The following is a 21,198-nucleotide window of genomic DNA, read 5'->3' as shown; positions in this document are numbered from 1 at the left end:
TTTGTTAAGATTTGTTTGATAAAAAAGATGTTTTTTAGGTTTTGAATGACTCATCATCATTAACTATCAAAAGAATTGGTATTACCACTCTAAATGCACTTGATAATCATTATCGTTTTTGTGAGAGTAATAAAACACCAGTGTTAGAAGGGTCATACTATGCCGGGTAGCCGTGTTATTGAATCAACAAGCCGCACATCAAGGAAGGTCAAACTGTCTTTGATGGGCCCGGCGTTTATCGCGGCGATTGGTTATATCGATCCGGGTAACTTTGCCACTAATATCCAGTCTGGCGCGGCCTATGGCTATACGCTGCTGTGGGTGGTGGTGTGGGCGAACCTGATGGCGATGCTGATCCAACTGCTGTCCGCCAAATTGGGGATCGCAACGGGTAAGAATCTGGCGGAACATATCCGCGATCGCTTTCCGCGTCCGGCCGTTTGGGCGTATTGGGTGCAGGCTGAAATTATTGCGATGGCGACCGATCTGGCCGAGTTTATCGGTGCGGCGATTGGTTTCAAACTGCTCTTGGGCGTGTCGCTGCTGGAAGGCGCGATCCTCACCGCCATTGCAACCTTCCTGATTTTAATGCTGCAACAGCGCGGGCAGAAGCCGCTGGAGATGGTCATCGGCGGCCTGCTGCTGTTTGTTGCCGCGGCGTATATTGTCGAGTTGGTCTTCTCTCAGCCTGAGTTGTCCGCGTTAGCCAAAGGCATGGCGATTCCTAGTCTGCCAACCTCCGATGCTGTGCTGCTGGCCGCCGGCGTGTTGGGGGCGACCATTATGCCGCATGTGATTTATCTGCATTCTTCCCTGACACAACATGAAGGTAGCCATACTCGTGCCGAGCGTTATTCGGCGACGAAAGTCGATGTCGCAATTGCGATGACCATCGCTGGATTCGTCAATCTGGCCATGATGGCGACGGCAGCGGCGGCGTTCCATTTCAGTGGTAATCAGGATATTGCCGATCTGGATAAAGCCTACCTCACGCTGGAGCCGCTGCTGGGGAAAGCTGCCGCGGTCATTTTCGGTCTGAGTTTGGTGGCTGCTGGCCTGTCTTCTACCGTCGTTGGCACGCTGGCGGGCCAAGTGGTAATGCAGGGATTTGTGCGCTTTCATATCCCACTTTGGGTGCGCCGCACCGTGACGATGCTGCCGTCGTTTATCGTGATTCTGTCCGGTATGGATCCGACGCGGGTACTGGTATTGAGTCAGGTAGTGCTGAGCTTCGGGATTGCGCTGGCGCTGGTTCCCTTGCTGTCCTTCACCGGCAACCGTGAACTGATGGGGACGATGGTCAATGGCAAATGGGTTCAGCGTATCGGGCAACTTATTGTCGTACTGGTAGTTTCACTGAACATGTATCTGCTGATTGATACGATGTTGGGGATATAGATCCGAGGCGCATTCCTCTCAACCGGAACTGCGCTACATTATCGATCCAACATGACTTTACCAACGTAGTGTGGCCCTTCCCATAGCGTCCATTCGCCAATGCGAGAGAGCGTTTCAAGTTGTTCTGAGGATGAGATAACGGTAACTCTGGCTGAGATCGTTTCTCCCGGGGCGACCTCACCGTCAAAATGGAATTGCCCCATAAAGAATGTTCCGCTAGCCGGATCTTTATGGTTAGGTCGATAGCCAGAGCTGCAGGGAGTACGTCTCGCTGATTCAGCGCTTAAACATAGTCGTACCTGAAATACAGCAGTTTCATGTTCGTTCATCGCGACACCAGTTCAGAAAAATCGTTAACAGCTCAGCCAGATTACCGACGCCACAAAAGCCAATAAATTGCAGCTTTTCCGTTTTACAGAATATCCAGTCGTTGCCTTCTGGATGTGTACCACGACTTGTAGCTGTAAAAGGCTTATCAGCAAGTGAGGTTTCAGCTAGATCGATTTTTACTCTCCAGCCTGGGTTGTCCAGTGTATCGATGCTAATACCGAATGCGTGCTCCCACTTCCCGTTACACTGCGCCTGATACCACCGTTGAATCTCCTGTAACTCGTTCATTAATCATTGTCTCATGAGTATTCAATATGGGGTTTATTCATGGTTTTCTGGTGTTTTAGCATCGGGAAAGATTTCCTGTAATTCCACTCGCTTGCAGATGACAAATCCAGAATCAAACACCAATGCTTTAACGTCCCTTTTCATTTCAACGGATGGAACGAAGCGGGTTGTAAGTACGCTGGATAACGCTTCTTGATAAGCATCCAGTAAGGGTTTAGGCCCCTGCGCGAGTAATCCATTGCCATTATTGCCGAATGTCGGCTCGTCCTGATGCCGATAAGCGTTGATATAGCGGCTCATTGGGCGCCAGTCGTTGAGCATGCGTGTGTGAACACTCCATACTCGCCCAAGTAGTTCGTAGCTTGATGCTGTTGCTGCGGTGGAATAGTACAAGCCACCTCTCGGCGCGTTGTAGTCCCACAATAGTGGATGCTGATCGGTAAAGGTCAGCTCGCCTGAACTAGAAGGTTGAATGTCATGTTCGACAACGCCATAACAGCAAATAGTGAAATGGCGCAGATAAGATTCATGTTGCTCGCAGTATACGGAGTAATTGTGTTGCTCGTCATAACGCCAGTTATCGCAGCAAAAATTAATCGTTAGTGTGTTTGCGTTGGTGTACTGCACGCTGGAAATATAGCCGTTTAAATCGTCGTATAGCGCATCGGCTAGCTGTTCAATATCCATATTTTTTTTATCCTTTAAGCTGTGGACTCCCAGAAGAAGTGCAGGTATTCCTGTTCATATTCGGCAAATACGGATACCAGCATATCAGTGTCTGCCTCATACATCAGCAAAGCCCCGAGAAAGGGAGAATATGCTAAGGGGAATGCAGGAGGTTGTTTCAATTCGCTGCAATAATTCTTGACCAGTGTGTTAAATGTGGACTCGTCTATGCGTTTAAAATCAGCGTTTATCAGGTAGTTTTCGAGATTATTCGAACCCTCTGTCCGTTCTGCATAAATCCAGAATCGCAGTCCGTTATCCATAGCTGCTTTCGGGGCCCTGCTTATACAAATACCTTGTTCAGATTCGACTGAAGTAAAATCTGCTGCGATATAGCGCTGTACAAAAAATCTGGGGTAAACGATATCTAATAATGTCGTTCCAGATCGGTTTTTCAGGAATGAGATTAACGCATCACGGTTAAACATAGTTAATCCGCATCAGATTTCTCGGAAGGTTTCCCTGCGGCCTTCCTCAACTCCGTCACCGGCACGCCGCCGATTCCCCAATTGTCCGTTTCGACCTCATCAATCACCACCACGGTGGTTTTGGGGTTTTTGTTTAGCACATCGACCAGCAGTTGGGTCACGCCCTCAATCAATTGACGCTTTTGTTCAGCGGTGACGCCTTCATTGGTGATTTTGATGTTGACGTATGGCATGGGTTCTCCGGGATTATGGTTGTGGCCGGCGGTAGGGAAAACAGAGCCCTGCCGCGATGAAAAGTGCTGCTGCGCTACACAGGATCGCTGGCGCGACAGCGTGAGTATTCGTCAGGGCGCTGGTGAGCAGTGGGCCAAGAATCTGGCCGATGCCGTAAGTGAGCGTCACCAGCCCAAGCAGGTTGATGCCGTGCGGTGCGCGTAGCCGCTTGGCTAAGGGCATCACCAGCGAGGTCGTTCCCATAAAAGTAGCACCAAAGCCGATACAGCTGAATATCAATGCCACGGGGGAGTGGCTGAACAGCGTCAACAGGACGCAGCTTCCCTGAATGAGCAGGTTTGCCGTCAGGCAGGGTAACGTTCCCCAGCGGCTGGCAGCCCATAACCAGAAAAAACAGCCAGGAATCACCGCTAACCCAACCAGCGACCATAAATGCAGGGACAAACGTGGCATGTCCAGTGCAGTCACCATCAACGGCAGATAGGTAGCGATGATGATATACCCGAAGCCCGCGAGGCCGTACAGCAGCGCAAGCCGTCGCCAGCCAAGCAGAGGCGGTTCATCGGTATTGACCATCGGTTGCTGTGCGACGGTGGACTGATGCGGTGAAAGGATGAGTAGGGCGAACATAAGTAGTACGGCGATCAAAGCCGCACCCCACCACAATGGCTCGGCGTTGAGGGCGTAATGTCGTCCGATGATGATGTATTCATTACCCAACACGATCCCCACGCCAACCCCAGCATAGAGCGACGCGATAACGCGAGTATGCTTTGTGTGGTGCAAAATAGTCAAAGAACCGAAGATCATCATGGCCGCGCTGGCTATCCCGGCGAGGAAACGAACGAGCATGACCAGCGTCGTATCAGTGGTCAGAGCCATCGCGAAGAGCAAAATGCCGGTTGCGGCGGCTGCGGCAAACAGCAGAAATATGGGTTGAGCGGTTGAAGCGCGGCGGCTAAAAGAGAAAAACAGGCTACCGAACAGATAGCCGGCGTAGTTCGCGCTGGCAATATAGGACAGTTGGCCGAAGGTGAAGCGACCTTCCTCCAGCATCACAGGCAGCATCGGCGTATACAAAAAGCGCCCTAATCCCATTCCTAACGCCAGCACGACCGTCCCGAAAAGGGCAAGCGTCAGTGTATCTGATAGGGTGATAGGGCGAGGACGTTCCGTCATTCGATGGCTCAGGGGTGAGAGAGTATGTCGTTATCCTGCCCGTTTTCTCGTCAAATGAAAGTGAATAGTAATGAGCAGGTTGGTGACGCAGAAAGAACGTTTTCTGGCAGAAAACGATGGAGAGATGCGTGCAACGGATATATCAAGCCCGACTCCGCTGGACCGATCTCGCGAGAGCCGGGCTCTTTTACTGCAGCAGCGGTTAAACGATGGTTTTACTGAACGCATCGACGGCAACAATCGCGTGGGCGACGTCTTCGGCCGTTAATCGACTGTCCAGATTTTTCAACGTATCGGCGTCGCTGCACGCCAGTTCACCCACTTTGAGCAGATTCTCAAACGGCTCATTTTCCAGATGCAGATCTTTTAGCAGAGTCGGCATGTTGATGGCGCGGTAGAAGCGGATGTAGTGGGCGATTTCCTCATCAGGCCGCTGCTCCAGCACCATATGCGTTAACGTGCCGTAGGCAACTTTTTCTCCGTGTGTGAGGTGGTGGATATCGCCTTTGATCGCGGTAAATCCGTTGTGGATGGCGTGCGCGCCAGCCAGCCCGCCGTTCTCAAAGCCCAGACCGGAAAGCAGCGTGTTGGCTTCAACCACGGATTCTACCGCCGGTGTGACCACGCCTTTTTCCACGGCTTTATAGGCGCTGTAGCCGTAGGTTAGCAGCGTTGTTTCGCAGGTTTCGGCAATTGCCATGCCCGCCAGCGTGGGTTTACCGCCCACCATGGAGAGGGCGTGAGAGCGCTGAACGGCCTGTGCTTCGACAAACGTGGCCAGGCCATCGGCAATGCCGGAGGCGAACAGACGCGCGGGTGCCTGCGCACACACGGCGGTATCGACCAGCACCAGGTCGGGGTTCTTATTGTAAAAGCGGTAGGATTCAAACACGCCGTCATCGGTATAGATGACGGACAGCGCGCTGCACGGTGCATCCGTTGAGGCCACGGTTGGGACGATAGCGACGTTGTGTTTTAGCTCATCGGCGACGGCTTTTGCCGTATCCAGCGTTTTACCTCCCCCTAATCCGACGACGATGTTTGTGCCCGCGTCACGCGCCAGCTTGGCAAGACGGGTGATTTCGTTGCTGGAAGCCTCACCGTTAAAACGCTCGTAATGGTGTCCGATGCTCGCCTGTTTGAGTGAGGCATCGACGCGCTGGCCGATGATGTCCCACACCGTGCTGTCCGCCATCAGAAACGCTTTCGCACCCAGCGGCTTGAGCTGTTCGCCTAGTAGATCCAGCACGCCGCGACCCTGAACATATTTTCCAGGTGAAGAGAAAATGAAATGACTCATGTTATCTACCTCGATGATGTTATTGGAGAAGTGATGCGGCATTGAATCCGCGTAAATCATGGAAGGCGGTTGCGATAAGCGCGTTATGACGAACTGACGGTGGTTATAGGGCGACGAAAACGCAGCGACTTCCCGGAACGTGAGTTACTGAAGATTCAGTATAGACAATGCACACAGGCTGGCTGAAAAGTACGGCCGGGTTGCCGAGGATTTCGTGTTATGTAAATCATGTGGTTAGCGTTTATTGAACGAGATGTTTCCGTTTGGCTTACGTTGCACTGCCCGTTTATGCTGGGGCTAAAAGGGGATATGATGAATTTGCACCGTTATAATGAAAACGATTGTAACGAAGCGTTATCACCAAAAAATCCCTTCAGTCATCGAGCATCGAGGTGTTTGCATGTCGTCTCCCATTGATATCGTCGAAAAGAAGCTGCTATCCGATAATTGGTATATTCTGAACAAGTATACATTTGATTTAAAAAGAAATAATGGCGGCGTTGTTCGCCAGGTTCGTGAGGTTTATGACCGTGGTGATGGCGCGACGATTCTGCTGTACAACCGGGCGAAAGGCACGGTGATTCTGACACGACAATTCCGTATTCCTACCTACGTCAACGGCAACGAAAGCGGCATGCTGCTGGAAACCTGCGCGGGTTTGCTGGACGACCATTCGCCCGAAGAATGTATCCGTAACGAAGCCATCGAAGAAACGGGCTATGCGATCGGCAACGTGGAAAAGCTGTTCTATGCCTACATGTCGCCGGGCAGCGTGACGGAACGTGTGTACTTTTTCGCTGCTGAATATGATGAGTCGCAGAGGGATAATCTGGGCGGTGGCGTGGAAGATGAAGATATCGAGGTGCTGGAACTGCCGTTCAGCGAAGCCGTCGCGATGATGAACGATGGCCGGATTAAAGACGGCAAGACCATCATGCTGCTACAGCACGCGATCATTCGCGGCTGGTTTGCCAAGGCATAGGCATGTTTTGCGGCACACGGGTATCCCATGTGCCGCTTGATTTTCTGTGGTAACGCTTTCATTTTTGCGTAATTCCACGGTGAAGGGGTGATTATGGTTAATATGAGCTGATTAGTCTTTTTACACTGTCATTTTTTGTTTTATTTTCAATGGCATGTGTTGGGTTTTGTTTTTATTTTCATCATTTTCATGGGCTGGTATGGGCTTTATAGGAGGAAAATTTTCCTAAATTTTTTGTATTTAGATCGAATATTTAGTCATTTTTCTCCCTGTTGTGTGACCCGTATCACCGGATGAAAGAATGTAAGCGGTGTAACTCGTTGCTTCATTATGCAGTAACTCATATTCTCTCTTTACAAAAAGTAAAGAAGGACTGCTCTGATGAAGATCAAGAATAAAGTATCTACCCTATTTGCAGTTTCATTCCTCACGCTGGGCTTATCGAGTCATAGCCTGGCTGCTGAAGTCACCGTGTGGGCCTGGGATCCTAACTTCAATGTCGCGGCAATGCATGAGGCATCGTCGATATATAAAAAAGCCGATCCAAGTTTTAGTCTGAAAGTGATCGACTCCGGTAAAGAAGATATTGAGCAGAAATTAAATACCATGTTGGCTTCAGGGGTTAAAAACTCGCTTCCTGATATTGTGCTTATTGAAGATTATAATGCTCAGAAATATCTTCAGGCTTATCCTGACTCGTTTATCCCATTGCAGGATGCTATCGATTATAGCCAGTTTGCACCTTATAAAACGAAAGTAATGACGGTAGGGGATAAGGTATACGGTGTTCCTTTTGATTCCGGCGTGGCGGGAATGTTCTATCGACTCGATTATCTGGAGGCTGCCGGATATAAAGAGAGTGATATGGTGAATATTACCTGGGATAAATATATTGAAATCGGTAAGCAGGTAAAAGCGAAAACCGGTGTTGATATGCTGACCTACGATATGAATGATGTAGTTCTCCCTCATATTATGATGCAGTCCGGTGGAGAATGGTTCTTCGATAATCAAGGACAACTCAATCTCACCAAAAATAATGCACTGAAAGAAACGTTAAAAACAATTAAAGCGATTAATGACGCGAAAATTGCACGTCCTATCTCAGGCTGGTCGAGTTTTGTCGGGAGCTTTAATGCCGGAAAATCGGCGAGTGTGGTTTCTGGCGTATGGGTGATTGGCTCCATTAAAAGTGCTGAAGATCAGAAAGGAAAATGGCGTGTCGCGCCGATCCCACGGCTGAACCTCGACAAAGCGGTACATGCTTCCAATCAGGGGGGATCGAGCTGGTATGTCTTAAACGGTGGCAAGAATACTAAACAGGCGATTGAGTTTTTGCAGAAAACCTTTGCGGCAGATAGCAATATGTACCAAACCCTTTTGGTTGATCGCGGTGCGCTCGCCACCTTCCTTCCCGCCACTTCCGGCCCTGCTTACGCGGTACACGATCCGTTCTTTGGCGGGCAGCCCGTGTTTGCTGATTTCTCTAAATGGGTGACTGAAATTCCACAGGTTTCCTACGGAATGTATACCCAGGAAGTTGATAACGCCATTGCTGCTGAAATACCTGCATTACTGAAAGGCGATTCTGTTGATGACGTTTTAAAACGTGCCGAAACGGCATTAAAAAATCAGATTATGCAGTAGCGAGTGTGAGCTTGAGGGCGGCAAGCCCTCAAGTATTTCTCTCCAGAAATCGATGGTGTAATAATGATGTATAAACCTAAAATGAATAGGCTTTATAACATCAACGGCTGGGCTTTTGTCGCTACCGCCGTTGGGTTAATTGCCTTAATGACGATATACCCTATTTTCAAATCACTGTGGCTTTCTTTTCAGTCTGGCCGTGGTGTGGTGACACAATTTGTTGGCCTGGGAAATATCATTCGTTTATTCAGTGATCCTATGTTCAAAACGGCACTTTGGAATACGTTAACGTTTCTGGTAATCCAAGTCCCCATTATGATTCTATTATCACTGGCTATTTCTTCTTGTTTGAACTCGTCTCAGCTTAAATATCGCCAGTGGTTTAGAATAGCGATCTTTTTACCTTGTGTGACCTCACTGGTGGCCTACTCCATTCTTTTCAAGAGTATGTTTGAACTGGATGGCGTGATTAATTCATTCTTGCTGTTTATTCATGTTATTGACGATCCGATTCCGTGGTTATCCGATCCTTTCTGGGCGAAAGTGACCATCATTATTGCCATTACGTGGCGTTGGACGGGATATAACATGATATTTTATCTTTCCGCTATGCAGAATATTGATAAATCGATTTATGAGGCCGCCCGAGTTGATGGCGTCAGCCCAATTAAGCAGTTTTTCTTCATCACCATACCTTTATTGAAACCGGTTATTCTTTTTACCAGTGTGACATCAACCATTGGCACATTACAGCTGTTTGATGAAGTCATGAATATCACGAATGGTGGGCCGGCAAATGCGACGCTGACGTTATCGCTTTATATTTATAATTTGTCATTCAAATTTGTACCGAACTTTGGCTATGCGGCAACGGTTTCATACGTCATTGTTGTTTTTTCAGCAATACTTGCGCTGATTCAGTTTAAAGCAGCACGGAAGGGATAATATGAGAAAAAGTAAAATTAACAGCATGCTGATGCATATTTTTCTTGTGCTGATGAGCATTTTCTCGCTTTTCCCATTCTATTGGATGGTGGTATCGAGCACGAATAGCACCAGCCAAATCAACATGGGGAAATTCACGTTTGGCGATCAATTACTGGTCAACTTTACCAATCTGACGAGTCAGGTGGATCTGCCATTAGTGTTTTGGAATACCTCAAAGATTGCGTTGATTAGTACGGTATCGACGCTGGTGGTGTGCTCTATCGCGGGTTATGCCTTTGAGATTTATTCCAGCAAGAATCGTGAACGTGTCTATGTGGCGTTATTAACGACGATGATGATCCCGTTTGCGGCATTAATGATCCCGCTTTTCACCATGTTTGGTAAGGCTGGCTTACTGGATACGCATTTTGCCGTTGTCATGCCGACGGTGGCCGGAGCCTTTATTATTTTTTACTTTAGGCAATGTACGAAAACGTTTCCGAGAGAGTTGATCGATGCTGCACGCGTAGAAAGCGTCGCGGAGTGGAAAATTTTTCTGTATGTCTACGTACCGATTATGCGAGCCAGCTATTCAGCTGCATTTATCATTGTTTTTATGACGTCATGGAATGCCTTTCTCTGGCCGCTTATTGTCCTCCAGTCTAATGAATTAAAGACGATTAATCTGGTGTTATCCAGCTTTGCTTCTGCCTATTCTCCAGACTTCGGGCTTATTATGGTGGGAACAGTCATCTCTACTCTTCCTAGCTTACTTATCTTCTTCGCCATGCAAAAGCAATTTATCGCCAGCATGACGGGCGCAGTGAAGTAATACGCGCGCAATGGCAAATTAAGTTTGAGGTTCAACATGGCTGATATTTTATTAAAAAATATAGTGAAGCGTTACGATAAGACTGAAACCATCCATCGTATTAATCTTGAGATTAATTCAGGCGAATTTGTGGTCTTCGTCGGCCCGTCGGGGTGTGGTAAATCGACGTTGCTGAGAATGATCGCAGGATTGGAAGATATCACGGATGGCGAAATTCATATTGATAACCGTTTAGTTAACCATTTCGATCCCGCAGAGCGGGGGATTGCGATGGTGTTCCAGTCTTACGCGCTGTACCCGCATATGACGGTGGCTGAAAATATGGGGTTTGGGTTGAGAATGAACGGGCACCCCAAAGCTGAAGTCGAAAAAATGGTGCGCAAGGCCGCGATGACGCTCCAGCTAGAAGCACTGTTAGACCGCACACCGAAACAGCTGTCTGGCGGTCAGCGTCAGCGTGTTGCGATTGGGCGTGCCATTGTGCGCGATCCTAAAGTGTTCTTATTCGATGAGCCCTTATCGAACCTTGATGCCGAATTACGCGTGGAAATGCGTTTACAGATTGCCCGGCTTCATCAGGAAATGCGTAACACCATGGTTTATGTGACGCACGATCAAGTCGAAGCGATGACGCTGGCGGATAAAATTGTGGTGTTAAACAAGGGATATATTGAGCAGGTTGGGACACCGATGGCGCTCTACCATAAGCCAGAAAATCTTTTTGTCGCAGGTTTTATCGGTTCGCCGAATATGAACTTTCTACCTGGCGAAGTGCTACAGGTTGAAGGGAGCAACGTGAGTATCTTGATCAATAAGCTCAATACGCTTTCCGTTAATCTTGCTAACCACGGATTGTGTGCCGATCAGAAAATTACCGTGGGTATTCGCCCTGAACACCTGAGTATTGACCCGAGCGGTGGGGACGTCAGTTTGTCGATCACGAGTGAGGTCACGGAAAGGTTGGGTAATGCGACCTATATTTTTGGTGCGTATTCTGGCGTTAATAATTTTAAGGTTCATTTGTCGGGTGATAATAGTATTGTGCCTTACTCAACGATTCCGCTGACGTGCCGTAGTGAACATCTGCACTTTTTTGATGAAAATGGAAAGCGGATTAATTAAAAATAAAATTTCTGTCATGACGAGGATAACGCCATAGAAAACGTCATGTTGAATAAGTGAAAAATTTAGAAAATAGCTAAGCAGCCATTAATGGCTGCTTGGTTTATTCTGTGAAATTTATTTTTACCAGTATCCCCTCTATTTTTAATCTGTACCTGGGTATTTATGTAATAAATACCCTTTAAGCGTGTTACCTCAAGGAGAAATGAATGAAAAAGAATAATTATTCAGGAATCATCTCTATATTGTTAATGCTGTTTATAGGGTTCATGTCAGCCAATCTGGCGAAAGCAGCGCAGCCGTTTGCTTATGGCGCGGATATTGGCTGGGTAAAACAATTAGAAGATCGAGGGGTAAGCTGGCGTGATGATGCAGGAACGCCGCGCGATGTATTACAGATATTGCGCGATCACGGCATAAACGCTGTGCGGCTGCGTATTTTCGTTAATCCCGACCCCAGCGCGCTATGGCATAAAGATAATACGACCTGGACGATGCTTGGCTATACGGATAAAACCCGCGTGGTGGATGCCGCGCAGCGCGCCAAAGCGATGGGAATGCGCGTCATGGTGGATTTCCACTACAGTGATGTTTTCGCTGATCCGGGTCATCAAATAAAGCCAGCAGCATGGGCGAACTACAATCTGAGTCAATTAACGACGGCCGTTTATAACCATACACATGAGGTGATGACTGCGTTGATATCCGCAGGCGTGACGCCGGAATGGGTGCAGGTTGGCAACGAAATGAACCCGGGCATTTTACTCCCGGAAGGCAGTACCAGCCGGTTTGCCAATCTAACGCAGTTACTGAATGCGGGCTATGATGCGGTTAAAGCGGTCAGCCCTTCCTCTAAGGTGATCAGCCATCTGGCGCATGGGAATAATAATTCCAACTCTCGCTGGTTTTTTGACAATTTCCTCACCACGCACGGCGGGAAAACCGATGTTATTGGTTTTTCGTTCTATCCCTACTGGGAAGGGAAAAATTATTGGGAGCTCACTGGCGCTCTGGCGAGCAATCTCAATGATATGGCGAGCCGATATGGTAAGGAAGTCATGGTCGTTGAAGTCGGTGGTTTGGAAACCAACCCGACAGACAGTTACTGGACGATCAGGGATACGATTAATCTGGTTAAAGCCGTACCGGGAAATAAAGGAATTGGGGTTTTTTATTGGGAACCTGCGGGTAATGCAAAGGTGTTACCGGACGGCTACGCGTTAGGCGCGACGACGCAAGTTTCAACCAATGTATTGCAATTTACCCGAGCGCTTGACGCGTTTGCCGAATCACAAATCAATTTCATCAACGGAACCCGCTATAAGATCGCTAATCGACATAGTGGTAAATCGCTTAATGTTGTGAGCGGTTCGCGCGAAGACGGCGCATGGGTTGAACAATACAGTGATGGCAACTGGGACAGCCAGCGTTTTTATTTTAATGCGATTGGCAATGGTTATTTCAATCTGGTGAATGTGAATAGCGGAAAGTACATTGATGTTAATTTCAGTGCCAATGAGGATGGTGCGCAAATTCTCCAAATGTATAACACCGGCCATTTTAGCCAGCAATGGCTGATTTTAGATGCTGGCGATGGCTATTATAAAATCATGAATAGGAACAGTGGGAAGCTTTTGGATGTTAACAGCCGTTCAACAGAGAATGGTGCCTCCGGTATTCAATGGCATGATAATGGGGGATGGAATCAGCTGTGGACAATCACCGCTAATTGATGCTCTCTGGCCGCGTAGTTTGCTTACGTGGCCGGTATATTTTTAAGGATAGGAAAGATAATGGAATGTATTATAAAAGGGCATCGTTGAGTGTGAAGCTTTCGCGCCAGACCATCTCATAACCAACCTGTACGTGTTTCTTATAATAGCGTCCTGTCACCAATTCTAAAAACAGATCGACGGCGGCTTCGCCCATTTCAGTGGGGTAAAGTCGCATTGTGGTCAAACTGGGATTGAGATGTTGTGCTGTGGGGATGTCATTCATCCCAATCACTTTTATTTGCTTAGGGATGGCAATACCTTTCTCTTGAATCGCCCGGTACACGCCAATAGCGATAATGTCTGTCGCCGCGAACACGACATCAGGCCACTCTCTTTGTTGCAGCAACTCATTCATCGCCTGATAGCCGGACTCAATACAGAATAGCTGACTGACCTTGCATAGCGACTCGTCGTAGATACCGTGTTTTTGCGTTATCTCCCGAAATACATGCAACCGGCTTTCATTATTCCCTATAAATGCGGGGCGCTGAGCACCACTATTCACAATGTAATGTAATACTTCGCGTGCAGCCGCTTCCCGATCAAAAAGCACGGCGTCACATTGTTTATCGAGAGGGGCTGAGTCGATAAAAATCAAATTTTTATTTAATGAATAAATTAAGGCGATGTCGCTATCGCTAAAGTGACCTACGCAAATGATCGCCTGTGCCTGAGCTAAAGTCTGGCTATTGTATGATAAATTGGTGGTGAAGAAATTGCGTAACGAAATATTAAAATAGTGGCAGCGGTTTTCAATGCCAATACGCATTGCGGTGAAATAAGGGTCGTTGAGTTCTTCTGAGGGCGTAAGAAAGTGGACGACGGCGAGATTCAATACGTTTTCATTATCCATTTTGAAATGAGAGCGGACAACGAGCGAGTTCTCTAACTTTTTTTTCTGCTGCTTACGTTGTGTCGGCGATAAATAGGCCAACTCATGGGCGATTTTCTTGATGAGTTGGCGCTTTTCTTTGGTTATGGATAGGCTGGGATCGTTATTCAGTACGCGAGAAACGGTTGAGGCTGCTACCCCGGCTTTTTGAGCGATATCTGTAATCGTTGCCACAAAAAAATTTCCATAATTTGCTTATGAAAATGATAGTAGCCAATGCCTTATTGATTGAACATGCCCAGTAGCCAAAAATGCGATGAAACTTTCAGTAATCGCCGTGTCACCCGCATGGGTTGTTCCTTGTCCAAATGGGCTATCAGGGATGGGGTCTTGTGCGTGTTGCACTGGTGAGGTCATCAGAACGAGGAGCTGCAGCAGCGGCAGGAAAACCGCTGATCAATTTATCGCCGATTGGGTGCGTTTTCCTGTTCTGGGGTGATACGGACGATATGAATAATCAGGTACAGCATTTCATCGTTAGAAATGTCGATGTTGAGCAGGTTGTGAATATAGTCTTTGATCAGTCGGCTGCATTTATAGGCATCAGGATATTCTTTGGTCACCTGCTCAAAAATAAAGTCATCGTTTGAATGAATCAGGCTATTTTCCAGCAGACGCTGAATAAAGAATTGCATGTGCGTCAGGAAGCGTGAGTAGTTAATGGATTCTTTATCAATCACGATATGGAAGTTGTACTGAATGATATTAAAGATATCTTTCAGCATCTTGACCGACTGGAGCGTGTTCTCCATATTCTGGACGTCGGTTTGGGCGTTGACCAAATGGAACGCGATATTGCCCGCTTCCTCTTCGGGTAACTCCAGGTTCATTTGCTGGTTAATGTCGTTGAGCGCCCGTGAGGCAATCGCAAACTCCTGCGGGTAAAATCGCTTTACTTCATAAAGCAGACGATTTTGTATGCTGATGCCTTTGCGATAGCGCTCAATCGCAAAGCTGATATGGTCGATCAGCGTAAAAAAGACCTGTTCGCTCAGGCGACCATGAAGTTGTCGGTTCGCATCATCAATAATTTTATTCACGATATGAACATATTCTTCCCCGACGTGCTCAATCAGACGAGCAAACTCACGTGGCGATGTGCCGTCCTTGAGAATAAAGGTCTTCTCAATTTTGGTCGGATCGAGGATATCGCCGGTTTTGCTGTTAAAACCGATCCCTTTCCCCATGACAATGATTTCGTTGTTATCTGCATCGGAAGATAACACCAGGCTATTGTTCAGTATTTTTATTGCTTTTATCGGTTCAGCCATCATGCGTTTCTTGAGTGATATCAGTGGGAGCGTCAGTAAAATAATAACCCATTTCTTCTCTTTCATGTTGCGGGGGCGTTTTCCCGCAACAGGAGTGATTTCAGAGTGAGCTTATCCCTGTTTTAACAGCGTGTACTGGGGCGTCAGTATTAGGATTCCTCAGGAAATAGCCGCGTGCCATTTGATGCTATGACGCCCTGATACCAGTAAAAACTTTTCTTTTTGATGCGGCGCAGATCTTTCAGATCGAACTCATCACGGTTCACATAGATAAATCCGTAGCGCTTACCGTAGCCCTGATGGGTGCTGACCACATCGATCGCCGACCACGGACAATAGCCAATAAGATCAACACCGTCGCTGATGGCGAGCTGCATCTGTTCAATATGGCGGGCAATAAAATCGATGCGATATTGATCGTCGATCGTCCCGTCGGCCTCAAGCTTATCCGGCGCACCCATGCCGTTTTCCGTAATCAGGATTGGCAGATGATAGCGTTCGTAGGTTTTACGTAGCGTTAAACGCAAACCAATGGGATCGATCACCCAGCCATAAGGCGTTTTATCGACGTGCGGATTGTCCGCCGCGCGATAGACGCCGGGTTCACCCAGCATGATTTGCTGATCGCCCGCGCGGGCGCTGACATCCGATGCATCGCCTTTACTGGCGGCAATGGTGGCGGTGGAGTAGTAGTTAATCGCTACGTAGTCGGGCTTGCCTGACTGTAGGATGTCGTCATCGCCGGGCAATGTCTCCGGCGCGAGACCGCGATCTTCCAGATAACGCCAGGCCAGCGCGTTGTAGCGGCCGTGCACCGCGACATCCAGAAAGCTCCAGCAGCGCAGCGTTTCCCAGTTGTGTGCGGCGATGGCATCTTCCGGCTTGCTGGTGGCCTGATACATGGAGGTGGTGTTGATCGCCGGGCCAATCAAACCGTTGGGCGCGAGTTCGTGGCACAACGCCATGACCTGCGCCTGTGCCAGCATCATGTGATGATTCTGCTGATACAGCGCTTTTTTAGATGGCAAAACGCCACCTTCCGGCAGGCCAATCGCACCGGGGTGCAGAATCATGGTGTTCTGCTCATTAATCGTCAGCCAGTATTTCACCTTGTCGCCGAAATGCGTAAACAGCGTGCGGGCGTAGTGAACAAAGGCGTCAATCGTGGCGCGATTCTGCCAGCCGCCCTGTGCTTCCAGACAATAAGGCAAATCGAAATGGTAGAGCGTGACGACCGGTTCGATACCGTGCGCGTTCAGTTCATCAATCAGGCTGTTGTAAAACGCGATGCCCAGCGGATTGACTGCACCGGTGCCGTCGGGAAGAATACGCGTCCAGGCAATGGAGAAGCGATAGGCCTTTAACCCGAGCTCCGCGAACAGCTGCACGTCTTCTTTAAACCGATGGTAGTGGTCGCTAGCCACGGTGAAGTCGGCGGTGTTTTCCGGGTGCAGGCATTTATCAATGATCGACGGGCTTTTTCCCTCGGCCTGCCAGCCTCCTTCGACCTGATAAGCCGAGGTCGAGGCTCCCCACAGAAAGCCCGCAGGGAAGTGTTTTTGCTGTTGGTAATGCATATTTTCTCTCACATCTGGGAAGATGGAAAAGGCATTGGGCAGGGCACCCAATGCCTCTATGGGGATTAGGCGTTCACGTTAATGATGGTGTCCAGCGGTGCGATCGGCTGTGGTGCGGTGCAGACGACGCTGGCGTAGTCATCGCTGTTGATGATCACCACTGGCGTAATCGGGTCATAGCCCAGACGCATGATTTCATGCAGATCGAAGCTAATTAGCCTGTCGCCCGCGCTAACTCGGTCGCCCGGTTTGATGTAACCGGTAAAGTGCTTGCCGTTGAGATTCACCGTATCAAGGCCGACATGAATCAGTAATTCCAGACCGTTATCTGTCCGGATACCGACGGCATGTTTAGACTCAAGAAACGTGATGATTTCGCCACTAACCGGCGCGACGACTTCGCCCTTGTCAGGAATAATCGCCACGCCTTGTCCCAGTAATCCCTGTGAGAATACGTCATCGTTGATGTCACTCAGTGCGACCAGCTTACCGGACAAGGGACTCATAATCGCTTGCTGTTCTGCGCGACTTTCCGCTGCCTGGGGTTTTTTGGCGGTCTCTGTTTCCGAGGTAGACGAACTATTGGTGGTTGCTGTGGTGTCGGTTTCATCCACCGGATCGTCGAATCCCATGATCCAGGTGAGCGCAAACGTGACGACAATCGCAATGGCGCAGGTGATCAGCGCATGTACGATGTTCATCGGGTTTTCACCAATGAAGGCGGGTAGCGCCGCGAGACCCGGTGAGACGAAGGCATAGCGAACCAGCCCGGCCAGCCCGGCATAGATACCCGCACAGCCCCCGCCGATCATGGCGGCAATCAGCGGTTTCTTCAGTTTCAGCGTCACCCCGTACAGGGAAGGCTCGGTGATACCCAGCAGAGCGGTGAAGCCTGCGGAAGACGCCAGCTGTTTCAAATTCTTGTTCTTGGTTTTCAGCGCTACGCACAGCGTGGCGGCACCCTGCGCAATGTTGGAGGCCAGCATGCCGGGCCCGTTGATCATCTCGAAGCCGTTGCGAGTCAGCTGCGAGGTGGCAATTGGCGTCATCGCCCAGGCGGTGCCGGTGATCACCAAAAACGGTTGCAGACCGCCCATCAGCATCGGAATAAGCCAGCTCGCTTTTCCGTCAATGATCGCCGCACCGCTGGCGACCAGATCGTTGAGGAAAATCCCGAAAGGCCCAATCACCACCAGCGCGAGCGGCGCGGTAAACAACAGCACAATCATCGGCTTGGTGAAAAATTTGATCATCGAAGGCGAGATCTTTTCGGCAAACTGCTCGATGTAAGACATGATCCATACGGTAAGAATGATCGGCAATACCGATCCGGCATAGTCCGCCAGCCGCACCGGAATACCGATAAAGCTGATGGGGCCGCCGGAGGCCAGTAGCTGAGCCAGATTCGGGTGCAGCAGTGCGCCCGCAATCGTCATCGCCAGAATCGGGTTACAGGCGAACTTGATGGAGGCACCGTAAGCCAGCAGCACAGGCAGGAAGAAGAAGGCGGCATCGGAGATCGTGTCCAGCAGGCGATAAGTCGTGCTGTCGGCAGAAATTAACCCCGTCAGCTTGAGGATCGCCAGCAGAGCTTTAATCATCCCTGCGCCGGTAATCGCCGGGATAACTGGCGTGAAGGTGGTGGAAATCACGCTGATGATTTGCGAGAAAATGCCGCCTTTCTTCTGCGGTTCTTTACTGTTGGCAGTTCGCTGGCCGTCCATCTCGCCAATCTCGTTCAAAATCGCGCGATAGGTGATTTGGACATCGTTGCCGATGACCACCTGAAACTGACCGCCGCGATCGACCACGCTGATAACGCCGGGGAGTTTAGCAATCGCGTCTGCCTGTACGGCATCGCTGTCGTTGAACTCAAAGCGTAAGCGAGTGGCGCAGTGGGTCAACTTGCTGACGTTCTGCTTGCCGCCGCTTAACGCGAGGATGTCGACTCCAAGTTTTTGATAATTCATTTTTTGATAATTCATCGTTTTACCCTGTGTTGACGCCAATTAGGCCAAAAAAAAAGACCAAAATAAAAATGCACCTCTAAAAAAGAGGAAATGCATTTTTACTTTGGTCTTGCCTGCCGAAGCAGTAGCACGCCGCGATAAAAATAGGCTGGTGCAACTTATGGTGTTGCGCCGCAATATCAGCATGCGGCGCTGGAGTCATGCAATGTACTCAGATGAATTAATTGATCTGGATCACAAACAATGTGGCGGTTTGCGATCCTTTTGCGCACGATATCGCAGTTTTATCGCATCAATTTTACCGCATCGCCGCTTTACTTCAGCAGCGCCTGCGCTTTTTCAACGACGTTATCGACGGTGAAGCCGAATTCTTCGAACAGCAGCTCAGCCGGAGCTGATTCGCCGAAGCTCGTCATGCCGACAATCGCGCCGTTCAGGCCGACATACTTGAACCAGTAGTCCGCAATACCCGCTTCAATCGCTACGCGTGCTGATACGGCTTTCGGCAGCACCGCTTCACGGTAAGCTGCATCCTGCTTGTCGAACGCATCTGTAGACGGCATGGACACCACGCGCACCTTGCGGCCTGCGGCAGTCAGTTTGTCATACGCGCCGACAGCCAGTTCAACTTCAGAACCGGTGGCAATCAGGATCAGCTCAGGTTGACCCTCGCTGTCTTTCAGCACATAGCCACCTTTCGCCACGTTCGCCAGTTGCTCAGCGGTACGTGACTGCTGTGCCAGATTCTGACGGGACAGGATCAGCGACGTCGGGCCGTCCTGACGCTCAATCGCGTATTTCCACGCCACCGCCGTTTCCACCTGATCTGCCGGACGCCAGTTGCTCATGTTCGGCGTGACGCGCAGGCTGGCCAGCTGTTCAACCGGCTGGTGGGTCGGGCCGTCTTCGCCCAGACCGATGGAGTCGTGGGTGTAAACGTAGATGCTGCGGATTTTCATCAGCGCGGCCATACGCACGGCGTTACGCGCGTATTCCACAAACATCAGGAAGGTCGCGGTGTACGGCACAAAGCCACCGTGCAGCGCAATCCCGTTGGCAATCGCCGTCATACCGAATTCGCGCACGCCGTAGTGGATGTAGTTACCCGCGTGGTCTTTATCCAGTGATACCGAGCCGGACCAGATGGTCAGGTTACTCGGTGCCAGGTCAGCTGAGCCGCCCAGGAATTCCGGCAGCAGTTTGCCGTAGGCTTCCAGCGCGTTCTGTGACGCTTTGCGGCTGGCGATTTTCGCCGGATTCGCCTGCAAATCGTCGATAAATTTCTGTGCGTCCGCCTGCCAGTTGGCCGGCAGCTCACCGGCGGTGCGGCGTTTGAACTCGGCAGCCAGTTCAGGGTACGCGCTGGCGTAGGCGGCAAACGCCTCATCCCAGGCCGCTTCCTTACGCTGACCGGCCGGTTTCGCATCCCAGGAAGCATAGATATCAGCCGGGATCTCAAACGGCGCGTGCGCCCAGCCCAGTTGTTCACGGGACGCTGCCACTTCTGCATCACCCAGCGGTGCACCGTGGGAATCGTGCGTACCGGCCTTGTTCGGTGAGCCGAAGCCAATCACAGTTTTGCACATCAGCAGCGACGGCTTGTCGGTCACCAGCTGTGCTTCACCGATAGCGCGTTTGATGGCGTCCGCATCGTGACCGTCTACGCCGCGCACCACGTGCCAGCCGTAGGCTTCAAAACGGGCGGCGGTATCGTCGGTAAACCAGCCTTCAACGTGACCGTCGATGGAGATGCCGTTGTCATCATAAAACGCAGTCAGTTTGCCGAGCGTCATGGTGCCGGCCAGCGAGCAGACTTCGTGAGAAATCCCTTCCATCATGCAGCCGTCACCCAGGAACGCGTAGGTGTGATGGTCGACAATCTCATGACCCGGGCGGTTGAACTGCGCCGCCAGCGTGCGCTCGGCAATCGCCATACCCACTGCGTTGGCAACACCCTGACCCAGCGGGCCAGTGGTAGTTTCAACGCCGGCGGTGTAGCCGTATTCCGGGTGACCCGGAGTTTTAGAGTGCAGCTGGCGGAAGTTTTTCAGTTCTTCAATCGGCAGGTCGTAGCCGGAGAGATGCAGCAGGCTGTAAATCAGCATGGACGCGTGGCCGTTGGACAGCACGAAGCGGTCGCGGTTGGCCCAGTTAGGGTTGGCCGGATTATGGTTAAGATAATCGCGCCACAGCACTTCGGCGATATCTGCCATGCCCATCGGTGCGCCCGGGTGACCGGATTTGGCTTTCTGCACCCCATCCATGCTCAGCGCGCGGATAGCATTGGCAAGTTCTTTACGAGAGGACATGCTTGACTCCA

Annotated in this window: 19 protein-coding genes; 7 read left to right on the top strand and 12 right to left on the bottom strand. The window is 49.9% G+C overall.

The features are described from left to right. Nucleotides 1-159: 159 nt before the first annotated feature. Nucleotides 160-1,398, top strand: a complete 1,239-nt coding sequence (locus Q3A88_RS09815; protein ID WP_039281961.1) for an Nramp family divalent metal transporter — start codon at nt 160-162, stop codon at nt 1,396-1,398. Between the two features lie 38 nt (nt 1,399-1,436). Here Q3A88_RS09815 and Q3A88_RS09810 read toward each other — a convergent pair whose 3' ends face one another. The 7 genes from Q3A88_RS09810 to Q3A88_RS09780 form a co-directional block, all read right to left on the bottom strand. Further along, nucleotides 1,437-1,601, bottom strand: a complete 165-nt coding sequence (locus Q3A88_RS09810; RefSeq protein ID WP_181393595.1) for a hypothetical protein — start codon at nt 1,599-1,601, stop codon at nt 1,437-1,439. 112 nt (nt 1,602-1,713) lie between these two features. Then, nucleotides 1,714-2,016, bottom strand: a complete 303-nt coding sequence (locus tag Q3A88_RS09805) for an immunity 53 family protein (protein WP_110163741.1) — start codon at nt 2,014-2,016, stop codon at nt 1,714-1,716. Between the two features lie 33 nt (nt 2,017-2,049). Next, nucleotides 2,050-2,703 carry a hypothetical protein gene (locus Q3A88_RS09800; protein WP_110163740.1) on the bottom strand — a complete coding sequence of 218 codons (654 nt, stop codon included), beginning with the start codon at nt 2,701-2,703 and terminating at the stop codon, nt 2,050-2,052. Between the two features lie 14 nt (nt 2,704-2,717). Next, complete coding sequence (locus Q3A88_RS09795) at nt 2,718-3,170, bottom strand: hypothetical protein (protein WP_110163739.1); 453 nt, start codon at nt 3,168-3,170, stop codon at nt 2,718-2,720. A 2-nt stretch (nt 3,171-3,172) separates the two neighbouring features. Further along, nucleotides 3,173-3,403 (bottom strand): 2-hydroxymuconate tautomerase family protein, encoded by a 231-nt coding sequence (locus tag Q3A88_RS09790; protein ID WP_110163738.1) that lies wholly within the window; start codon nt 3,401-3,403, stop codon nt 3,173-3,175. Between the two features lie 13 nt (nt 3,404-3,416). Beyond that, complete coding sequence (locus Q3A88_RS09785) at nt 3,417-4,583, bottom strand: MFS transporter (protein ID WP_317177823.1); 1,167 nt, start codon at nt 4,581-4,583, stop codon at nt 3,417-3,419. Nucleotides 4,584-4,785: 202 nt separating this feature from the next. Beyond that, entirely contained in the window at nt 4,786-5,883 is a 1,098-nt protein-coding gene (locus Q3A88_RS09780) for a glycerol dehydrogenase (RefSeq protein WP_317177822.1), read from the bottom strand. Between the two features lie 400 nt (nt 5,884-6,283). Between Q3A88_RS09780 and nudK the strand changes: the two genes are divergently transcribed. From nudK to Q3A88_RS09750, 6 genes are all read left to right on the top strand, one after another. Beyond that, nucleotides 6,284-6,865, top strand: a complete 582-nt coding sequence (gene nudK, locus Q3A88_RS09775) for a GDP-mannose pyrophosphatase NudK (protein WP_039274973.1) — start codon at nt 6,284-6,286, stop codon at nt 6,863-6,865. Nucleotides 6,866-7,246: 381 nt separating this feature from the next. Then, complete coding sequence (locus Q3A88_RS09770) at nt 7,247-8,512, top strand: ABC transporter substrate-binding protein (protein ID WP_317177821.1); 1,266 nt, start codon at nt 7,247-7,249, stop codon at nt 8,510-8,512. A 63-nt stretch (nt 8,513-8,575) separates the two neighbouring features. Continuing rightward, the gene (locus Q3A88_RS09765) at nt 8,576-9,457 is read left to right on the top strand and encodes a carbohydrate ABC transporter permease (RefSeq protein WP_039274971.1); all 882 of its coding nucleotides are present in this window, start codon (nt 8,576-8,578) and stop codon (nt 9,455-9,457) included. A gap of 1 nt (nt 9,458) precedes the next feature. Next, on the top strand, nt 9,459-10,271 hold the full coding sequence (locus Q3A88_RS09760) for a carbohydrate ABC transporter permease (protein WP_317177820.1): 813 nt from the start codon (nt 9,459-9,461) through the stop codon (nt 10,269-10,271). Between the two features lie 36 nt (nt 10,272-10,307). Continuing rightward, nucleotides 10,308-11,393: a sn-glycerol-3-phosphate ABC transporter ATP-binding protein UgpC gene (locus Q3A88_RS09755; protein WP_317177819.1), complete on the top strand. Its 1,086-nt coding sequence runs from the start codon at nt 10,308-10,310 to the stop codon at nt 11,391-11,393. Nucleotides 11,394-11,602: 209 nt separating this feature from the next. Next, on the top strand, nt 11,603-13,126 hold the full coding sequence (locus tag Q3A88_RS09750) for a glycosyl hydrolase 53 family protein (protein ID WP_317177818.1): 1,524 nt from the start codon (nt 11,603-11,605) through the stop codon (nt 13,124-13,126). Between the two features lie 70 nt (nt 13,127-13,196). Here the strand turns inward: Q3A88_RS09750 and Q3A88_RS09745 are convergent, their stop codons facing one another. The 5 genes from Q3A88_RS09745 to tkt form a co-directional block, all read right to left on the bottom strand. Then, a complete protein-coding gene (locus Q3A88_RS09745) occupies nt 13,197-14,234 on the bottom strand; it encodes a LacI family DNA-binding transcriptional regulator (protein ID WP_317177817.1) in 1,038 nt (345 codons plus the stop codon). A gap of 227 nt (nt 14,235-14,461) precedes the next feature. Then, complete coding sequence (gene licT / locus Q3A88_RS09740) at nt 14,462-15,331, bottom strand: BglG family transcription antiterminator LicT (RefSeq protein ID WP_317177825.1); 870 nt, start codon at nt 15,329-15,331, stop codon at nt 14,462-14,464. Between the two features lie 149 nt (nt 15,332-15,480). After that, nucleotides 15,481-16,908: a glycoside hydrolase family 1 protein gene (locus tag Q3A88_RS09735; protein ID WP_317177816.1), complete on the bottom strand. Its 1,428-nt coding sequence runs from the start codon at nt 16,906-16,908 to the stop codon at nt 15,481-15,483. Between the two features lie 65 nt (nt 16,909-16,973). After that, on the bottom strand, nt 16,974-18,878 hold the full coding sequence (locus Q3A88_RS09730) for a beta-glucoside-specific PTS transporter subunit IIABC (RefSeq protein WP_110163767.1): 1,905 nt from the start codon (nt 18,876-18,878) through the stop codon (nt 16,974-16,976). A 314-nt stretch (nt 18,879-19,192) separates the two neighbouring features. Next, a complete protein-coding gene (gene tkt / locus Q3A88_RS09725) occupies nt 19,193-21,187 on the bottom strand; it encodes a transketolase (RefSeq protein WP_317177815.1) in 1,995 nt (664 codons plus the stop codon). Between the last annotated feature and the right edge of the window lie 11 nt (nt 21,188-21,198).

The sequence above is a fragment of the Pectobacterium sp. HCp5_1 genome (assembly GCF_032905925.1).
Lineage (GTDB): Bacteria > Pseudomonadota > Gammaproteobacteria > Enterobacterales > Enterobacteriaceae > Pectobacterium > Pectobacterium brasiliense_A.
This window is presented reverse-complemented; position numbering and strand designations above follow the sequence as displayed.